The sequence below is a fragment of the Rhodococcus sp. KB6 genome, from assembly GCF_001445685.1.
GTDB classification, from domain to species: Bacteria; Actinomycetota; Actinomycetes; order Mycobacteriales; family Mycobacteriaceae; genus Rhodococcus_F; species Rhodococcus_F qingshengii.
In genome coordinates this window covers 395,786-412,421 of sequence record NZ_LNAK01000120.1, presented here as the reverse complement: position 1 = coordinate 412,421, position 16,636 = coordinate 395,786, and the positions used below count along the sequence as shown (strand labels likewise).

General features: G+C 62.9%; 14 protein-coding genes. 4 read left to right on the top strand and 10 right to left on the bottom strand.

Annotated elements, in window-relative coordinates:
- Positions 1 to 5: 5 nt before the first annotated feature.
- Together ASU23_RS18280 and ASU23_RS18275 are read left to right on the top strand one after the other, a co-directional pair.
- Positions 6 to 1,439 (top strand): lipase family protein, encoded by a 1,434-nt coding sequence (locus ASU23_RS18280; RefSeq protein ID WP_116057683.1) that lies wholly within the window; start codon positions 6 to 8, stop codon positions 1,437 to 1,439.
- Positions 1,440 to 1,578: 139 nt separating this feature from the next.
- The gene (locus ASU23_RS18275) at positions 1,579 to 2,277 is read left to right on the top strand and encodes a type 1 glutamine amidotransferase domain-containing protein (RefSeq protein WP_047272333.1); all 699 of its coding nucleotides are present in this window, start codon (positions 1,579 to 1,581) and stop codon (positions 2,275 to 2,277) included.
- A gap of 81 nt (positions 2,278 to 2,358) precedes the next feature.
- On the opposite strand, the gene ASU23_RS18270 is transcribed toward ASU23_RS18275, so the two are convergent.
- The 3 genes from ASU23_RS18270 to ASU23_RS18260 are packed head-to-tail and all read right to left on the bottom strand — an operon-like array spanning position 2,359 to position 5,158.
- Positions 2,359 to 3,663, bottom strand: coding sequence for an HNH endonuclease signature motif containing protein (locus tag ASU23_RS18270; RefSeq protein ID WP_058038421.1), 1,305 nt, complete (start codon positions 3,661 to 3,663; stop codon positions 2,359 to 2,361).
- A 59-nt stretch (positions 3,664 to 3,722) separates the two neighbouring features.
- On the bottom strand, positions 3,723 to 4,577 hold the full coding sequence (locus ASU23_RS18265; protein ID WP_058038420.1) for an alpha/beta fold hydrolase: 855 nt from the start codon (positions 4,575 to 4,577) through the stop codon (positions 3,723 to 3,725).
- Positions 4,574 to 5,158: a TetR/AcrR family transcriptional regulator gene (locus tag ASU23_RS18260; RefSeq protein ID WP_230359246.1), complete on the bottom strand. Its 585-nt coding sequence runs from the start codon at positions 5,156 to 5,158 to the stop codon at positions 4,574 to 4,576. Before ASU23_RS18260 ends, ASU23_RS18265 begins: the two co-directional genes overlap by 4 nt.
- 116 nt (positions 5,159 to 5,274) lie before the next feature.
- Here ASU23_RS18260 and ASU23_RS18255 point away from each other — a divergent pair, with 116 nt between their 5' ends.
- A complete protein-coding gene (locus tag ASU23_RS18255; protein WP_058038418.1) occupies positions 5,275 to 6,708 on the top strand; it encodes an amidase in 1,434 nt (477 codons plus the stop codon).
- Here ASU23_RS18255 and ASU23_RS18250 read toward each other — a convergent pair.
- From ASU23_RS18250 to ASU23_RS18235, 4 genes are read right to left on the bottom strand one after another with little or no spacing between them, the layout of a single operon-like run.
- Positions 6,705 to 7,340, bottom strand: a complete 636-nt coding sequence (locus ASU23_RS18250; protein WP_058038417.1) for a DUF5701 family protein — start codon at positions 7,338 to 7,340, stop codon at positions 6,705 to 6,707. The two genes, ASU23_RS18255 and ASU23_RS18250, sit on opposite strands and share 4 nt — an antisense overlap.
- Before the next feature lie 10 nt (positions 7,341 to 7,350).
- Positions 7,351 to 7,995, bottom strand: coding sequence for a TetR/AcrR family transcriptional regulator (locus tag ASU23_RS18245; protein ID WP_058038416.1), 645 nt, complete (start codon positions 7,993 to 7,995; stop codon positions 7,351 to 7,353).
- The gene (locus tag ASU23_RS18240) at positions 7,983 to 8,246 is read right to left on the bottom strand and encodes a hypothetical protein (protein WP_007730221.1); all 264 of its coding nucleotides are present in this window, start codon (positions 8,244 to 8,246) and stop codon (positions 7,983 to 7,985) included. The genes ASU23_RS18245 and ASU23_RS18240 overlap by 13 nt, the downstream gene beginning before the upstream one ends.
- The gene (locus tag ASU23_RS18235) at positions 8,243 to 8,677 is read right to left on the bottom strand and encodes a hypothetical protein (protein WP_058038415.1); all 435 of its coding nucleotides are present in this window, start codon (positions 8,675 to 8,677) and stop codon (positions 8,243 to 8,245) included. Before ASU23_RS18235 ends, ASU23_RS18240 begins: the two co-directional genes overlap by 4 nt.
- A 140-nt stretch (positions 8,678 to 8,817) precedes the next feature.
- On the opposite strand from ASU23_RS18235, the gene ASU23_RS18230 reads away from it, so the two are divergent.
- Positions 8,818 to 10,146 (top strand): diacylglycerol kinase family protein, encoded by a 1,329-nt coding sequence (locus tag ASU23_RS18230; RefSeq protein ID WP_058038414.1) that lies wholly within the window; start codon positions 8,818 to 8,820, stop codon positions 10,144 to 10,146.
- On the opposite strand, the gene ASU23_RS18225 is transcribed toward ASU23_RS18230, so the two are convergent.
- The 3 genes from ASU23_RS18225 to ASU23_RS18215 all read right to left on the bottom strand — a co-directional run bounded on the left by ASU23_RS18225 (position 10,127) and on the right by ASU23_RS18215 (position 16,548).
- Positions 10,127 to 11,512 (bottom strand): FAD-binding oxidoreductase, encoded by a 1,386-nt coding sequence (locus ASU23_RS18225; RefSeq protein ID WP_054188288.1) that lies wholly within the window; start codon positions 11,510 to 11,512, stop codon positions 10,127 to 10,129. The two genes, ASU23_RS18230 and ASU23_RS18225, sit on opposite strands and share 20 nt — an antisense overlap.
- A gap of 118 nt (positions 11,513 to 11,630) precedes the next feature.
- A complete protein-coding gene (locus ASU23_RS18220) occupies positions 11,631 to 15,026 on the bottom strand; it encodes a BTAD domain-containing putative transcriptional regulator (RefSeq protein ID WP_082661420.1) in 3,396 nt (1,131 codons plus the stop codon).
- Between the two features lie 76 nt (positions 15,027 to 15,102).
- Positions 15,103 to 16,548, bottom strand: coding sequence for an MFS transporter (locus tag ASU23_RS18215; RefSeq protein ID WP_058038413.1), 1,446 nt, complete (start codon positions 16,546 to 16,548; stop codon positions 15,103 to 15,105).
- Between the last annotated feature and the right edge of the window lie 88 nt (positions 16,549 to 16,636).

The window sequence follows — 16,636 nt, the reverse complement described above, 5'->3', positions numbered from 1 at the left end:
TTGGTATGGGACGACGCTGGACAACTGACCGACAACGCGGGGGCCTCGCAATTGCCGTGATTGCAGTAATCGGGCAGATCGGACTTTCGGCACCTGCCTCAGCGGCACCGGACGAAGGTGTTCCCGCCCAAATTCAGGTCCAGCCTGCCCTGCCGCCTGCGGTTGCACCGCCTTTGCCTGAACTGGACCAGGCCTTCTATGAACCGCCTGTCGAGGTCGTCGAATCCAAGCAACCGGGTGAGATCATCGCCGCTCGTGCGGTGAATCTCGGTACTCTCAACCTGATTCCGACCAACGTGGATGCGTGGCAGATCTCGTATCGATCCAATAATGCTGCGGGCGAGGCAATTCCTGCTGTCACCACAGTGATCAAGCCGCGTGGCGACACTCGCGATGGGGGCCCGCGCCCGCTGCTGTCCTTTCAGATGGCAGAGGATTCACTCGGAAACTACTGCGCACCTTCGTATGTCATGCAGCAAGGCGCGTTGCCGTGGCTGGTGACGGGCGCTGCGACCGGTGGGGCTCAATTCCTCGAAGTGCAGGCGGCACTGGCGCAGGGTTGGGCATTGTCGGTGCCCGATCATCAGGGACCCAATTCTTCCTTCGCCTCCGGCCCCGTCGCGGCCCGGATCACGCTCGACGGTATTCGTGCTGCTGAGAACTTCGAACCCATGGAGCTGCAAGGGCGGTCAACTCGCGTAGGGCTGCTCGGCTACTCGGGTGGATCGATTCCTACCGGTCACGCAGCTGAAATACGGCAGGCGTACGCGCCGGAACTGAATATCGTCGGAGTCGCCGAAGGTGGTGTTGCCGCGGATCTCGGCGCTTTGCTCGACAATGCCAACAACGCTCTAGGGGCCGGGATCGTCGCTGCCGGTGTAATCGGAGTGAGCCGAGAAGATCCTGAACTTGCAGGCTTCATCGATCAGCACATAAACCCTGCCGGCCGAGCGCTTTTCGCTGCCAAGGACAACCTGTGCATGCTCTGGACGTCAGCTGCAGTGCCCTTCCTCAACATCAAGGGCTTCCTCGATGTCCCGGGAGATCCCGTCCAACACCCCACGGTGAGAGCTGCGCTCTCCCGAGCTGCCATGGGTAAGTCTGTTCCTGACGTGCCGATGTACATTTATCAGTCGAATCCCGACTGGTTGGTGCCTGTTGGCCCGGTGAACAAACTTGTCGATACCTATTGCCAAGATCCTTCTGCGAGTGTCGTTTACACCAGAGACCACTTCAGTGAGCATGTCAGCATGGAAGTCGTCGCTTTGCCGAGTGCTCTACTGTGGCTTCGCGATCGGTTCGCTGGTGTGCCTGCTCAGCAGGGATGCAGCACCTTCGACGCTGGATCCATGGCGCTTGATCAGAGGACCTGGCCAGTCTGGGTGGATGCGGTTGGTGAACTCGTCGCGGGACTGTTCGGCAAGCCGATCGGGACCTGACGGGTGACGTGATTCTGCGGTGGTGAGGAATTCTCACAAGGGCAGCGTGTTGCACTGACTGGACGTTATTTCATTGATCGGGCCTTGAAGATGGTGTCTTGTCACCAATGGGTTCCTTTTACCGACGAAAGGTTGCGCGATGACAAAGCTGTTGTTTGCGGTCACTTCTGCAGATCACTGGACGCTGAAGGACGGAACACCCCACCCGACCGGGTACTGGGCGGAAGAACTGGTCGAGGCGCATCGCGTTTTCGTCGACGCTGGCTACGACATCGTGATCGCGACGCCTGGCGGTAAAGCTCCCGTTGTGGACGAGGGAAGCCTGGCGCCCGAGGTGAACGGCGGGCAAGAAGGCGCCGACCGTATGCGCAAGTACATCGCCGATCTGCAGCCGGTGCTCGATTCGCCGGAGATTTTGGAGAACGCCGATGCTGCCGATTACGACGTGGTCTTTGTACCGGGTGGACATGGACCGATGGAGGATCTTGCGGTGTCGGCATCCTTCGGTGAGCTTCTCGTGAACTTCTTGGACGCGGACAAGGTGGTCTCGGCGGTCTGTCACGCGCCGGCGGCACTCCTGCCGGCCCAGAGACCCGATGGAAGCTGGCTGTTCGACGGCTATCAGCTGACCGCGTTCACCAACGAAGAGGAGACGCAGGCTGGTCTGGCGGACAAGGCTCCGTGGCTGCTCGAAACTCGCCTACGCGAATTGGGCGGCAAATTCTCGAAGGCTGAGGCGTGGTCGCCTTATGTCGTGGTGGACCGCAAGCTCTACACCGGTCAGAATCCGGCGTCGTCACGGCCTCTCGCCGAGCGGATTGTCGCCGACTTGGGCTGAGCATGTCTTTTGGCGCCGCATCGAGGTCTCCTCGATGCGGCGCTGGTCCGTGTTCTGTTGTCGCCAAAGAGGTTTGACCTCTCAGGTTTTGAAGGTGGTGTTCGCCGGCCTGGGTTGCTGTCCGGGGTCGATCGAGGGTGGTGGGATGAACCAGGGCTTGTTGTCGACACCGATCCGAATCGCCCACTTCCCGACGAACCCGGATTTCCGGTGCATCAACCGGTGGTGCGAACGGCACAGCAGGACCAGGTTGTTCATCACCGTCGGGCCACCGTTGGCCCAGTGCCGGATATGGTGCGCATCCGTCCAGGCGGGCACGCATGTGCAACCCGGGAACGCACAGCCTCTGTCTCGGGCAATCAACGCAGTCCGTTGTTCGGCGTTGACCAACCTCTTTCCTGGTTTCGCATCGAGCGGTGCGCCGTGATCGTCGAGCAGAACAGTGGAGAGGAAACAGTCACACCCGAGGAGCCTGGTCTGCGATACGGACAGTGGTCCGAGCCAGGGCATGTGCCCGACATCGAGATCCGATACAGCCATTCCGTCATCAGCAGTGGAGGGTGTTGCGGCGCAGTCCCGGTGCTTGGCCAGATCCCGAGCGTTGATGTGCACGTTCACGTGCGGACGCTGACCACCATCGGTACCGGTTTTCGCGCAATCGAGATACCGGCGGATCAGTTCGGTGAACCCGTCCGCGGTGCGTTTCGCCGCCGACCGGGCATCGGGGGTCCCGTCCGGTGCTGGGGTCGGCATCGTCAGATTCGACAACGCCGACAACAACATTTCGCCGGTGAGGGCATCGAAATCACCACGCACCACCACCCGACCATTGAGCGTCGAAGCAATCCGCAACTCATTGAGATCGACATCCTCGGCGGGCGGGATCTCATCCGATTCGAACAACCGCTCCAAGGTCGCGATCACGTTCCGCACCTTCGTCGTCGTCGCCTCCACACCCGACGCAGCAGCCAACAACAAATCGATGCACTTCGGTAGCGCCTCCTCCGGCATGCCTTTAGGTGGTGATTCACAGAACGCCACGATCAACACAGCATGCTCGAACGAGCAATCCCCGCCATCGAACCGAGCAGCCACCGCCGGAAACGGCCGCAAACCAGTACCCAACGCGGCGATCTTCTTCCCGTCCCGAACCTGCAGCATCGTGTTAGCCGCCAACCAGGACCCCACTCCGCGGCTGGCAATCACCTGATCATCCGGGCGCAACGACAACTCGTCCACCACCGCCACACGCACAGCTTCGAGGCGCAGAATCTCCGCACTCGCCGACACCGCAGCAGCGCGCAACTCTGCAGCAGACAACTGCCACAACCGTCCGCGTAACCCCACCGCAGAACCCGAAACCACGTCCGACAACAAGACACTCATTGAATCCCCCGATCCCCTCCCCAAAGGATACTCGAACACGCGTTCGAGTCAAGAGGGAATTAGGCGAGGGCGCGAAGGAGTGGAGTGGGGTCGGCGACGACGAACAGATGGCCGCCTCCGTTGATCTCTTCGAAGCGAGAGTCGGGAATCAACGAGTGTGCCCAGCGGGCTACTTCGATGGGTACGTTTCCGTCGTCGGTTCCGTGTAGGAAAACCGTTGGTACCGAGATCGATTGGAAGAGTCCAGGCACCTCGTGGCGATACCGAGCCAAGTCGACAACCCCTGCGGATCCACCCTGTGCGATCCCTTCGGATGAATCCAACTGGAGAGCGGGGCGATGTACCTCGTCGGTCATGACGGCCTGATCGGCGGCCGGCCAGATCGAGACTGAGTCGCTGCGTAGCTTGGAGAACACTCCGGTTCCTGCGAGCATTGCGCCGGCCACACGGGGAGCCCAGGTGGCGGCAAAGTACAACGCAGATACCAGTTTTATTCTGCGTCGCAAAGTATCTCGCGGTGCCCCGGGGATCATGGCGCACGCCAGCACCAGTTTCGAGACTCGTTCGGGAACGGCTGCAGCGACTGCGAGCGCGTAACCGCCGCCTCCGGAGAAACCCATCAGTGTGGCCGAGTCCAACTCTAGGTGATCGACCAGGGTGACGTAGTCGTCGTCCCAGGAATGAAATCCCTTGTCCGTGTACGGATCCGTGCGTCCGAAGCCGGGTCGATCGGGGACTATCAGCCGCATGCCTGCCGTCGAAGACGCGTTGTGGAGTGAGAGCCCTTCGTATCGGCTGCCAGGTGATCCGTGGGCCACGACTACCGGGTGGCCAGTCGGATCGCCGTACTCGCAGAATGCGATACGACGCCCCGACGCGTCGCGAATTTCGGTTGTGGTCACGCTGCTCGTCATGATGTGGTTCCTTGCTGCGCGATCGACGCCACACCGTCCAGGATGAGGGCGACTCCGAACTCGAACCTTCGGGTGGGATCGTGATGAAGTGCGAACACCGATGCCTCGCGTCGATCGGCAGGTGCGCTGTCGAAAGCGCCGCGTCCCAATTGAATTGCGACGTGTCCGGTGACGAAATCATGCAGCGCGCCGTATGCGTACGTGGCCTGCTCGTCCTCGAGGCCGGCCAAGGAAAGGGCGCTCACGACTCGGTGGGCGGTATCGTCGGCCCCGGGTGCTTCCAGTGATGCCTGCCGATGGGCTTCCAGGACCAGGGGATGGCGCATCAGGAGATCGTGGAGGCCGTAGGCGAACGTGCGGGCAACCCCGCGCCAGTCGGTCGGCCAGTCGATCGACGAGACGGCTTCGCCTACGAGAGTCGAGATCAGATCTCGCCTCAAGGCGTCGATGCCGCCGGTTGTGCGGTGGACGGACATCGGCGATATGCCGAGTCGTTCGGCGAGCACTCGAAATGACACCGCATCCAGGCCGTCCGTATCGGCGATCTCTGCCGCGGCATCAAGAATCTGTCTGTGACTCAATGCTTTTGGTCGACCAGCCCTTGCAGAGCTGGTGGATTCGGATACCATGCTGACAACAATAGCGATACGCGTATCGAAATTACAAGTGTCCATCGACCTCCAAGGAGCGCTGCCCGATGACCGATCTCCATCAACTGTCCGCCGTCGAACTTGCCGGTGTTATCGCCGCCAAACAGGTCTCGATTCCCGAAGTCACCAGGTACTTCGTCGACCGTGCGACCACTTCCGATGACGTCGGCGCCTTCACGACGATCGCCGGGGAGCACGCAGTCGCCCTCGCCGAACAAGCGCAGCGCAGGTTGGACGAGCGGGACGCCGGGCCCCTTCCGCGTCTGTTCGGCGTTCCGACGGCAATCAAAGACCTCGACGCAACGCGCGGCATTCGCACGACCTTCGGATCGGCGCTCTTTCGCGACTTCGTGCCGGACGCTGACGACGAGATCGTCGAGGCGATCCGAGAAGGTGGGTTGATCGACATCGGGAAGACGACGGTGCCCGAGTTCGGGGCAGCCTGTTACACCGAGCCGGAAGTCGCTCCGCCTGCTCGCAGTCCGTTCGATCGCACGCGGAGTGCCGCCGGCAGCAGTGGCGGCGCTGCTGCCGCCGTCGGCGCTGGTCTGGTGCCGTTTGCACAGGGAAGTGACACCGCCGGTTCGTTGCGTTCGCCGGCAAGTACGTGCGGAGTCGTTGGCCTCAAGCCGAGCCGCGGTTTGATCACGATGGGCGTGGCGGGGCATGACAACTTCGGATTTGCGAGCAAGGGGCCGATCGCCCGGACAGTTCGCGATACCGCTGCGCTGCTGGACGTTCTGGCGACGCGACCCGGCGCCGGAACTATCCACCCGCCTCGGCCGAAGTCGTTCGAAGAGTTCGTCGTACAGGCTGGGGGAGTTCGGGCTCGCCCCTTGACCGTCGCTCTTGCTCACGGATCGGTCTCCGGCGGAGCCGTGGATGCGCAGCTCTCGGCTGCTGTATCGAAGGTTGGGTCTGTGCTGGAGGGTCTGGGCCACAACGTGTTCGAGCGACCGCAGGCTCGCGATGACATTTTCATCGATGCTTTCGTCAAGATGTTCTCGTCTTTGGCGGGAACCAAGCCGATCCCGGAGGAGTACGAACACCTTCTGCGTCCGATAGTGCAGCACTTGCGAGTTCAAGCAAACCAGGTGTCTTCGGGTGAGCTGGCCGCGGCAATCGGTATTGTTCAGGCCTGGGCGCGGCGATGGAGTCTCGACTACGCCGACGCCGACCTTGTCGTCACTCCGACTGTGACGAAGCCGCCGCTTGCGATCGGGGAGTTGCGCAACGACGAAGACCCCGCGACCGAACTGATCGACATGGTCGCTTTCACAGGAAACACCGTCGTCGCCAATGCAACCGGTTTCCCGTCGATCAGTCTGCCACTCGGTTGGACGGAAGACGGCGTTCCACTCGGCGTGATGATCTCGGCGAAATGGGGTTGCGACGCGGAATTACTTTCTGCCGCTGCAATGCTCGAGGCCGAGATGCCGTGGAAGGATCGGTACCGATTCGACCGCGCAACCGTGCTCTAGTTCGGGAGCGGTACCCGGTCGCTCGCCGATGCGAACCCCAACCACGTGTGGCGGTTACCCCACCAGCACCACCCGACTTTCGGGGCGTTGCGGTTGTCTTTGCCGTCGCGACCGGTTCCGTTGCTGATCCACACGGCGGGAGTTCTGGTGTCGAAGGATCCGTCAGGTTTGCGCAGTCGGGAGCCGATGGTCATGAAACACTTTCCGCGTTCGAGAATGTCGGGGCGCTGCAACAGCCAGTGGATGCCTTCGGTAAGCGTCAGCGGCGTACGGTGTGCGTCGACGATTGCGGGCAATGCTTCGTCCGGGCTCCAGTTGGCCAGGTGATCCCCGCGGTCGACTCCACTGAGCAGATGTAATGGGCTTTCGGGCAGCGTTGACTGCTCGGTGGGGGTGAACAGATCGACGTCCGCCATGTCGACGACTATGAATCCGCGCTTGTTCCCGAGCTCGAGCAACGGAGTCAGAACTGAAGCCGGAGCCAGTTTTTCGTGCACGGTGAGTAGTCCGACATCACCGTGCCCGGTTGCGGCCTCCCTGACATCGCCGGCAGAAAGTCCGGCCATCTCGTGAACACCGAGTTCGATCAATCGCTCGGCTTGCTGATCGATGGGCGGGAGGTCGAAATGCATACCTGCGATCCTACCGATCGTGAGCAGAGCGATCGGAGGGTTCGGCCGCGAGGGAGGCCGGCCACGCAACGCCCAACGCGCGCATGATGAACGGGACGGTGGTCGCTACGACGGCGTCCACTCGGTCGCCGGCCATGAGCATCGGCCGTCGGCTTTCCACGCAGGCGAGGATGAGTTGCGCGGATGCGGCAGCATCGGAATCGACAAAGACACCGGCGTCGACACCTTCCTGAACGAGCTGTTCGACCAGAACCGACAGCGGGACAATATGTTCGAGGAAAATTTCGCGATCCTGCGCTGACAACAATTCGACCAACGCGATTCCTGTGAATCGTTGCAGTGAGAACTCGACGAGTGTCAGTTTGACGAGGATTTCGAGTCGGTCCACAGGATTCTCGCGGTCCGCGAGTTCACGCTCGGCCAGGAGTAGGAATCTGTCCATCTCGCGTGTGGACCAGGCGAGCAGTAACGCGGATTTGTCGGGGAAGTAGTTGTACACCGCTGTCCGCGAGACGCCGGCCGCCTGGGCCACCGTCTGCAGCTTCACGTTTTGCCAGCCCTGCTCGTGAAGTTCGCGAATGAATGCGTCCAACATGGCTTCTCGGGTGGCGATTTTGTGCTCTGCGGTTGTCGCACCACCGGTCAACTTCGGCATGGTCGATCCTCCTGGGTCTGATTCACGGTCACGGGGAGGTCGAACAGGTCCGCAACAAGGCGCGGATCACCTTGCCACATCGATACGGGTGCGAGCATCATCTGCTGCGCGATCGAGCGTACGGATCGGCAGACCTCTTGTTCTTCGGCGAGTGTGAGCGTCGTGCGTTTGCGCAATCGCTCCATCTCCGCGGTAGTGAGATCAGTGATCCATTCCTCGGCTGCAAGCGAGAGGGGTGAATCCGGTGTCACGACCGATCCAACTCGGCACTGGAGAACCGCGAGGTCATCACGGACAGCGTGATGACGGCGACGACCGAGACGGCGTGTGCCGCCGCCAGCCAGAGCGACTCGGGTGCATGTTTGTGAAGGGTGGGCGCCATCAGCATGGCCATGAGGAGGGCGAGACTCGACAACATCGCGGGACCGTTGGGGCGGCCGACAAGCAGGCCGACCAGAAGAACGAGCGCGACGACGCTGCACGCCACATCTACAGGCGGGTACGTGGCCGGAACGATTCCGCTGACAGTGTCGGTGAAGTTCAGCCCGATCGACACCAACTGTGCGAGACCTGTCGCGCCGGCCAACCAGGCCGTCCAACGTAGTCCGTGGAGTCCCGCTTTCCGAATGCCGGTCAGGGTTCCTTCGGCGGATTCCCACGCTTCGGACGGCGGTGTTGTCACGGCTACTCCTTTTTATGACGAGGTGTCGTCATAAAGTAGCAGTGCGCGATCGCGAGATTCTTGCCGGTAGGTGACTGGCCTGCTTCGAAGGGATAGCGTCGAAGTACCGGCCGAAATGACAATCGCGGGGAGGTGGCTCGATGACGACCTCTGCCCACACGGATCGGCCCTCGTCGAAACAGAGTTGGTTGGCGCGCGCAGCCTTCGCGGCCCTGGTTCTTGCAGTCGCGGTGCTCCTGATCTTCGCCGGACTGAAAGCCTTGACCATGCTGATCCTGGGGATCGGTGGGGTGGTCGTGTGTGTCGTGGCCGTGTACTGGTTTCTGACCACCCGCGGATTCCTCCGCTGGATCTCGTTGGCGATGGTGGTACTGACCCCGATCGTGGTGCTCACGTTCCTGGTCCGAGAACGACTCCTGTGGGTGGTGCTGCTCGCGATCGGGTTGTTCGTGGTAGCCGGTATCTGCGCTCGCACCGCCTTGGCGGGGGAGGAGAAGGAATTGCCGGTTGTCGAGCGACCGGCACCGCCGCCCGTCAAGCCGTTCTTCGTGATGAACCCGAACTCCGGTGGTGGCAAGGTCGAGAAGTTCGACTTGAAACGCAAGGCCGAGGAACTGGGGGCCACGGTCGCACTGCTCGAGGGGCCCGAGAAGATCGACGTGACGGCCTTGGCCAGGCAGGCGGTCGCGGACGGCGCCGACCTACTCGGTGTGGCCGGTGGCGACGGAACACAGGCACTGGTTGCTGCTGTCGCGGCCGAACACGACCTGCCCTTCCTCGTCGTCAGTGCGGGAACGCGCAACCACTTCGCCGCGGATCTGGGGCTCGATCTCGAGGATCCATCTCGGTGCCTCGACGCGCTCGTCGACGGCGTCGAGGTCACGGTGGATCTGGGAAATGTCGGCGGTCGAACTTTCGTCAACAACGCATCGTTCGGGGCGTACGCCGAGGTAGTCCAGAGTCCGGAGTACCGCGACGCCAAGACCAGCACCTTCTTGCAGATGCTCCCGGATCTCCTCGCCGGACGTGCCGGAGCGGTGCTGACCGCGCGCTCCCCGAGCGTGTCCGCGGTGGGTCCACAGGCTGTGCTTGTCAGCAACGGCCCGTACGAGATGAACGACCTGGCGGGGCTCGGTCATCGGCCGCGATTGGACCGGGGCACTCTCGGAATCGTCGCGATCTCCGTCAGCAGTGCACGTCAGGCCATCGGGTTGCTCCATCGGGCGCATCAACACGGTCTGGCTCAGGGCACCGGATTCGAGGTGATCGTCGACGCCGACACCGACGAGATTCCGGTCGGCGTCGACGGCGAGGCGCTGGTGATGCCAACTCCGGTCAGATGCACGGTCAGTCCGCAGGCGCTGAGGGTCAGAGTCCCCCGAGATCGACCGGGCATCCGTCGCCCCCGGCACGCCTGGGATCTGGTCCGGTTGCGAGAGTTGGCGAAGTTCAGGCGATCCGGCGCATGACCTGACCGACGGCCAGGACTCCCTGCGGATCATGCGTGTCCGCCAAAGCGCTCAGCCAGTGAGCGGTGTCCTCGTCGTAGGTGCGGGCGATCTTCTCCGGGTCGACGCTCGGCGCGAAGTTGGGCAGTGCATGCCCGTTCGTCCATGGCGCCATCGTTCGTCCGAGAGTCTCGGCGTGCGGGACTACCGCGTCGACCATCGGTGGGGCAAGAACTCCGACGGTGAACAGCGAGAAGGCAGCGTCACGATGGCAGAAGGCGCTGCGGTGCTCAGGTTCCCGTGCGAGGGCGCCCCCGAGGAGTCGTAATTCGACGACGGTTTGGGGTGAACCGGATCCGGGGCCGGCAGCGGCGAGCAGTGCGTCGACGGCCTCGTGTGACAGCTCGTTGGTCAATGCCGTGGATTCGTGCGTCGGCATCGGGTCGACGGGATCGGCGTGCACTGCCCCGAGGGCGGCATAAGGCAGCACACCGACTGCGTCGATCAAGGGTGTTGCGATTGAACGGATTCGGTCGATCAGTGACTTGGCATCGGATTCCTCGGCAAGACTTGCGAATCTGACCGCGACGGTGAGCCTGCCGGCCAGCGGTGGCGGAACCTGTGGAAGGGGTGGAAGTTGCAGAAAGGCAAGAGAGGTCGAGCTGTGCTCAGGCAGGTCGGCGCCCCAGTCCAGCCAGGCGTGCGCGACCGCACTTGCATCTGCGCCGTCGAAATAGAGTGCACCGCCGTAGAAGTGGGTGACCGGTAGTAGGTCGATCTCGATGGCTGTGACAATGCCCAGTGTGGCCTTGCCGCCGCGCAGTCCCCAGAACAATTCGGCATGTTCGTCGGGGGTGACATGAATGAGTTCGCCACTGCCGGTGACGATGTCGAACGAACGAACGTGATCCGACGACAGCCCGTACGTGCGCACCAACGGGCCGATGCCGGCGCCGGTGAGGAAGCCGGCGACTCCGACAGTGGGTGAAGAACCTGCCAGTGGCGCCAAGCCGTGGGGTGCGGCAGCGTCGATGACGTCCTGCCAGATCAAGCCCGCGCCGATTCGGGCAGTGCGGTTTTCGGGGTCGACGACGCACTCCGTGAGCCTGCCGGTGTGGACGAGGAGAACGTCACTGCCGAGAGGGACCGCGCCGTGGCCGGTGCGCTGAACACCGACGCGCAGACCCAACTTCGCCGCGAATCGCACCGTTGCGGCAATGTCTTGCGCGCTCTCGACTGCCACCACAGCGCCAGGCGCGACGGGAACCGCTGCATTCCACGGAATCGCCAACTCGTATCCCGTTTCGCCAGGCAGGGAAACGGAGCCGGTCACCTCTGCGCGCAGTGATTCGACCGCGGCGTCGAGCGTGGGGGTTTGAAGGTTCATGGTCTTCCTTTCCTCATCCGTCTTTCGGTCAAGGGAAGGATGTCCGAACAGGCTTGGGTGGTTCTTGACGTATGTATCCCGAGCGGATCCAAGTTTTATCCAAGCGCATTCTCGCAGTTCAGGGCCATGTCGATCGCGCTCGTTCAGCTACGCCCCGCATGCCGAGTGTCTCCGATTCGGCCGCCACTTCCGTCAGCTCCCGTTCACGTTCGGCGGACGGCTCTCGAAGCAGCGCCCGAAGCAGTCGACAGCGCAGCAGTGTTGGTGCTCCACCGGAGCCAGTTGCGATCTTCTCGGCCTGATCCAGGAGAGTCGATGCCTGCTCGACGTGACCGAGAAGCGCGTGCAGCCGAGCGGAGGCTTCGGCGACCGAGCCCAGTTCACCGACATGGCCCACCGTTGCGATGCAGCCGGTGTGTGGCGAGAGAAGTTCGATGAAGGTGTCGGCGTATTCGACCAGTTCCAGATCTGCCACGACGCGTGCAAGTAGTGTCTGGTGTCCCAATGTCGTCCACGTCTGTGGCCCGCGATTGATCAGCCACTTCTTGATGCCGTCGGAAGTGGCCTCGCGCTCGCCTCGGGCGGCGTCGATGGCGATGGTCCACGAATCAGGTTCCACGACACCGGGATCAGATTCGGCCAACGCACCTCGCTCCCATTCCAGAGTGTTGAACGCCAGATCTGCGCTGCCAGCCGTGTACAACTCCGTTTGCAGATGGATCTGCCTGGCCGTCTCGTACTGTCGGCGGGCTTGCGCGAAGTCTCCGTACCATTCGGCGAGAGTTGCTTCCATCCAGCGTAATTGGACCCGAACCACCGGGAGTCTCAGTAGCTCGCAGCCGATGATCCCCTGCCTGACGTGTTTGACGGCAGCATCGACATTGGCCAGATTCATCTCCGTCATGCTCGCGACGGCGTGTGCGACGACGCTGTCGACACGCGATTGTTGGTGCGGCAGTTCGAAAAGCTCGCGCAGTAGGCGCATGGACTCCGCGCTGTGCACCGCGACTCCGGAGAAAAGCAGAATCCGTCCGAGCAGCGCGTCCGCGATCACATCCGGATCGTCGAGTTCGCGGGCGATGTCGAGAGCACGGGCGCTCCATCGATTCGGGATCTCGGCTTCGGGGTGGTAGCAACTTCCCACCGCCAGCGCAGCAAGAACCCGTGCGTGAGCTGAACTGTCGTTCTCGACCAAGGGCTCGACCGCCGCGAGCCGTTCGAGCAGTGGTCCCGGATCGGTACCGTAGGAAACCCACGGCCACGCACCGGCGGCCCGAAGTAATGCGCCTGCCAATCGTCCGACGGCGGAGGTTCGCCCCTCCCGAACAGCCTCGAGGAGACCGGCATTGACGACGTCGAGAACTGTCTGCCCTCGACCTGCGCGGGCGAGGGCCTCGACTCTGGCCACCAGCAGGTCGTCCCGATCGTCAGCGGATTGCTGGGACACCGGAAGTAAGTCGAACGCGCGGACAGCTGCCTCCCACCACTCGGCCGCGGTCTCCGAACTCCACCGATCGGTCGCATCCTGAGCTGCAGCCGTGCATGCCTCCAGAACGACGAGTGGATCGACCAGGGGAAGTGCCGACATCAGATGTTGCGCGCGGCGGCTCAGCCGGTCCGGATCGGAGGAATTTTCGAGCACTTCGGCAACTCGGGCATGTATCCGCTGGCGACGAAGCGTGGGTATCGCTTCGAGGACTTCGTCTCGGAGAAGGCCGTGAGCAAAGACGTAACCGCCGTTTGCCGAGTCCGCGACGATGATTCGTTCATCAGCAGCCGCGTCGAGATGGTCGGCGAGAGTGTCGACATCGAGACGGGTGGCTGCGGCCAGTGTGTACACCTCGATGGCGTCGCCGATAACTGCGGCAACCCGAAGAGCGTGCAACACTGCCGGTTCCACTGCGGCAAGCCGTCGACCGAGGACAGATCGAACGGCGACGGGGATGCCGTCGCCCAGTCGCTCGTTCCGGGGAAGCCTGGCGTACTCCGAGACGAACAGCGGGTTGCCGCCGGTTCGTTCCGCCAGGGTTCGCGCCTCCGCGTCGTCGAGCCAGTCCCCGGAGACGCACCTTGCGAGTGTTGCAACCTCGCCCTGCGCGAGCGCCGGCACAATCATGGTTCGGTTTCCTTCGCCGTGGAGTACGGCTTCTTCGAACTTGCGCACTGCCGGCCCGACTTCCGAGTCTCGGAGCGTCGACACGAACCAGACTCTGGCACTGGTCATTGCGCCGACCAGGTAGGTCAGGCAACGAAGGGACGTGGGATCGGCCCATTGAATGTCGTCGATGACGACGGTCAACAGTGCATCTTTCGCCGCAGCTTCGATGGTGGTGCGAACCCGTTCGTAGACGGCAAATCTCGCTTCGTCCGGATCGATGTCCGTCGGCGGCGTCAGTACGAAATCGGCGTCGGCTCCGAGTTCCCGAACCAGTCGGCGGATCGGCCACCACGGCGGCGTTCCGTCGTCCTCCGGGCAACGTGCCCAGACGGTGGCTCCTCGAATGGACGTTGTTCTCGACGAACACTCCTCGGCGAATCGTGTCTTGCCGATGCCGGCGGGGCCGGTCAAGATCAACCAGCGAGGTGAGCCACGGCGAACGTCGTCGAGCATCTTGTCGGCGACAATCGTCTGAGCGTCGCGCCCGACGAACAAGCGTGAGGAATCCGTCTCGGGCATCGCTGCTACGGCTGGGGGAGAAGCCGGGACCGACACTTGTTCGGCCCCCGTCCATCCCGGAGTGCGCGGCCAGGCGGCCAGGCCGGGTTCGTGGCGCAGGATTGCGCCTTGCAATGCTGTCAGCTCCCCGCCGGGCTCCAGTCCCAGCTCGGCGTCGAGCCGAGACGCGTGTAATCGAAACTGTTCCAAGGCTTCCGGTGACCTGCCCGCCCGATGCAGGGCAACCATTCGCAGCCAGCAGGTCCGGTCGCGGAACGGGTACTCGCTACAGAGTTGAGCAGCTTCGACCAGCGCGGGTGCCAGGCGCCCCAGAGCCAGAAGCGCCGTTATCCGGGTCTCCCGGCACTCGGTCCGCACTTCCTCGAAGGCTGCGGCTTCCACCTCCACCCAGTGCGCGTCGTTCAGGTCGTCCAGAAGCTGCCCCCGGACCGAGGCGAGGGCACGGTCAGCGGTCGTCAAAGCCTGCTGCCACCGTTCGTTCTCAGCGTGTTGTCGCGCCGTTTCGGCGTCGTCGAGAAACACCGACAGATCGACGTCTGCCGGAGCGACCTCGAGGACATAGCCCGGCGATTGACGCACTATCGGTGACGCCGTACCGGTTTCGACGCGTAGCGCTCGGCGCAGGTTGGAGATATACGCCTGGATGCTTGCCATCGCACTCGCCGGTGCGTCGTCGTGCCAGAGAGCATCGATCAGCCGGTCGGTGGAGACGACGCGACCACGGTTGAGCAGTAGAACGGCAAGGACCGTTCGTTGTTTTCGAGGGCCCAGATCGATCACGTCGCTCGTCGCCGGACCCCGTGCGACCTCCAACGGCCCGAGCAGTCGATAGATCATCCGTTTCCCCTCGTACCTGCGGACGCAGGACGGTTCGATTCTAAGGAGCGAAATTCATACATGCAGGACAAAACGGTCAACTAGTTCTCGTCAACATCTGCTCGGATTCCTCGGAAAGAGTCTGGTTGACGCTGGTAGTGCGCAGCGTCGCCGCACAGACCAACGCACCGAGAGCTGCGATGAAGGCTGCGACAAACAGTGCCAACCGAAGTCCACCGACAAAGTCGTCCGGTGGTCCGCCGGGCAGCATCGACTGCGCCGGAAGGAAGGCGCCGAGCACGGCAACCCCGACTGCGATGCCGGTCTGCCGGAACGCGTCGTTGATCCCTGCGGCCAATCCGGAATGGTTCGAAGTGCTTTCGCCCAGAACCAACCCACTCATGACGGGGTTGAACACCCCGGCCCCCACGCACGCGACAACAAATCCGGGAAGTATCGCGTACGGCGAACTGGTCACGTCGACGACGGTCATCATGACCAGCCCCACCGAGACGAGTAGAAGCGAGCACGTCAACGAGACCGAGACGGGGATGCGCCCGTCCAATTTCGCGGTGGCGCCCGCGACGACGAACATCGCTATCGTCGCCGGTAGATACACCAGGCCGGCGTCCACGGGAGACAGATGCAGCACGTTCTGCAGGTAGATGGTCGTGTAGACGAACACCGCGAACAGGGAGGCGGAGATCGAGAACGCTGCGATCTGCGCTCCGGCGAAGGCCCGATTGGCGAGCAGATGCGGGGGCAGCATGGGCTCGGTGGTACGAAGCTCGTGCAGGGAGAAACCGATCATGGCGGCCGCGGCGATCACCGCGGCGATCATCGGCTGCGGCTCGAACCACCCATCCTCGTTACCGCGTAACAAACCGAACACCAGAGCTGCCAGGCCGGTGGACACCAGAATCTGCCCGGGCACGTCCGCGCGGCGAGGCCGAGGATCGCGTGACTCGGGAACCCACCGCACCGTCATCGCCAGTGTGATCAACCCGATCGGAACGTTGATCAAAAAGATTGCGCGCCAATCCAACAACTCGGTGAGCAACCCGCCCACCAGTGGGCCGACGGCAAACGCGCCCCCGATCGTGGCGCCGTATGCAGCCAGAGCAGTCGCGCGCTGGGGACCCTTCTCGAACACGTCCGCCAGCAAGGCAAGTGAGCAGGCGAAGAGTACGGCACCGCCGATACCCTGAGCGGCCCGCGCGAGGTCGAGCACCCAGATGTTCGGCGCCAGAGCGCAGAACAGAGATGCCGTGGTGAACCACAGAATGCCGATGATGAAAACATGGCGTCGACCCCGTCGGTCTGCCCACGATCCGGCGCTGAGAACCACCGTCGCCAATGCCAGCGTGTACGCGTCGATCACCCATTGCAGGGCGCTGACTTCGGTATCGAGATCGGATGCGATCGACGGCAGGGCGGTGTTGACGACGGCGATGTCGAGCATGAGCATTGCGGTGCTCACGCATACTGCCAGCAAAGTGGCTCGTCGTACTGCGGTGTTCTTCGGGGTGATCGGTGCGGTCATGGCCCGTCCTGATGGTCGAAGGGGTGTGTACTCGGAACACCCTGCGCTCCGACGCTTGGGACATATCGGGCGAAATGCTTGGAACCCG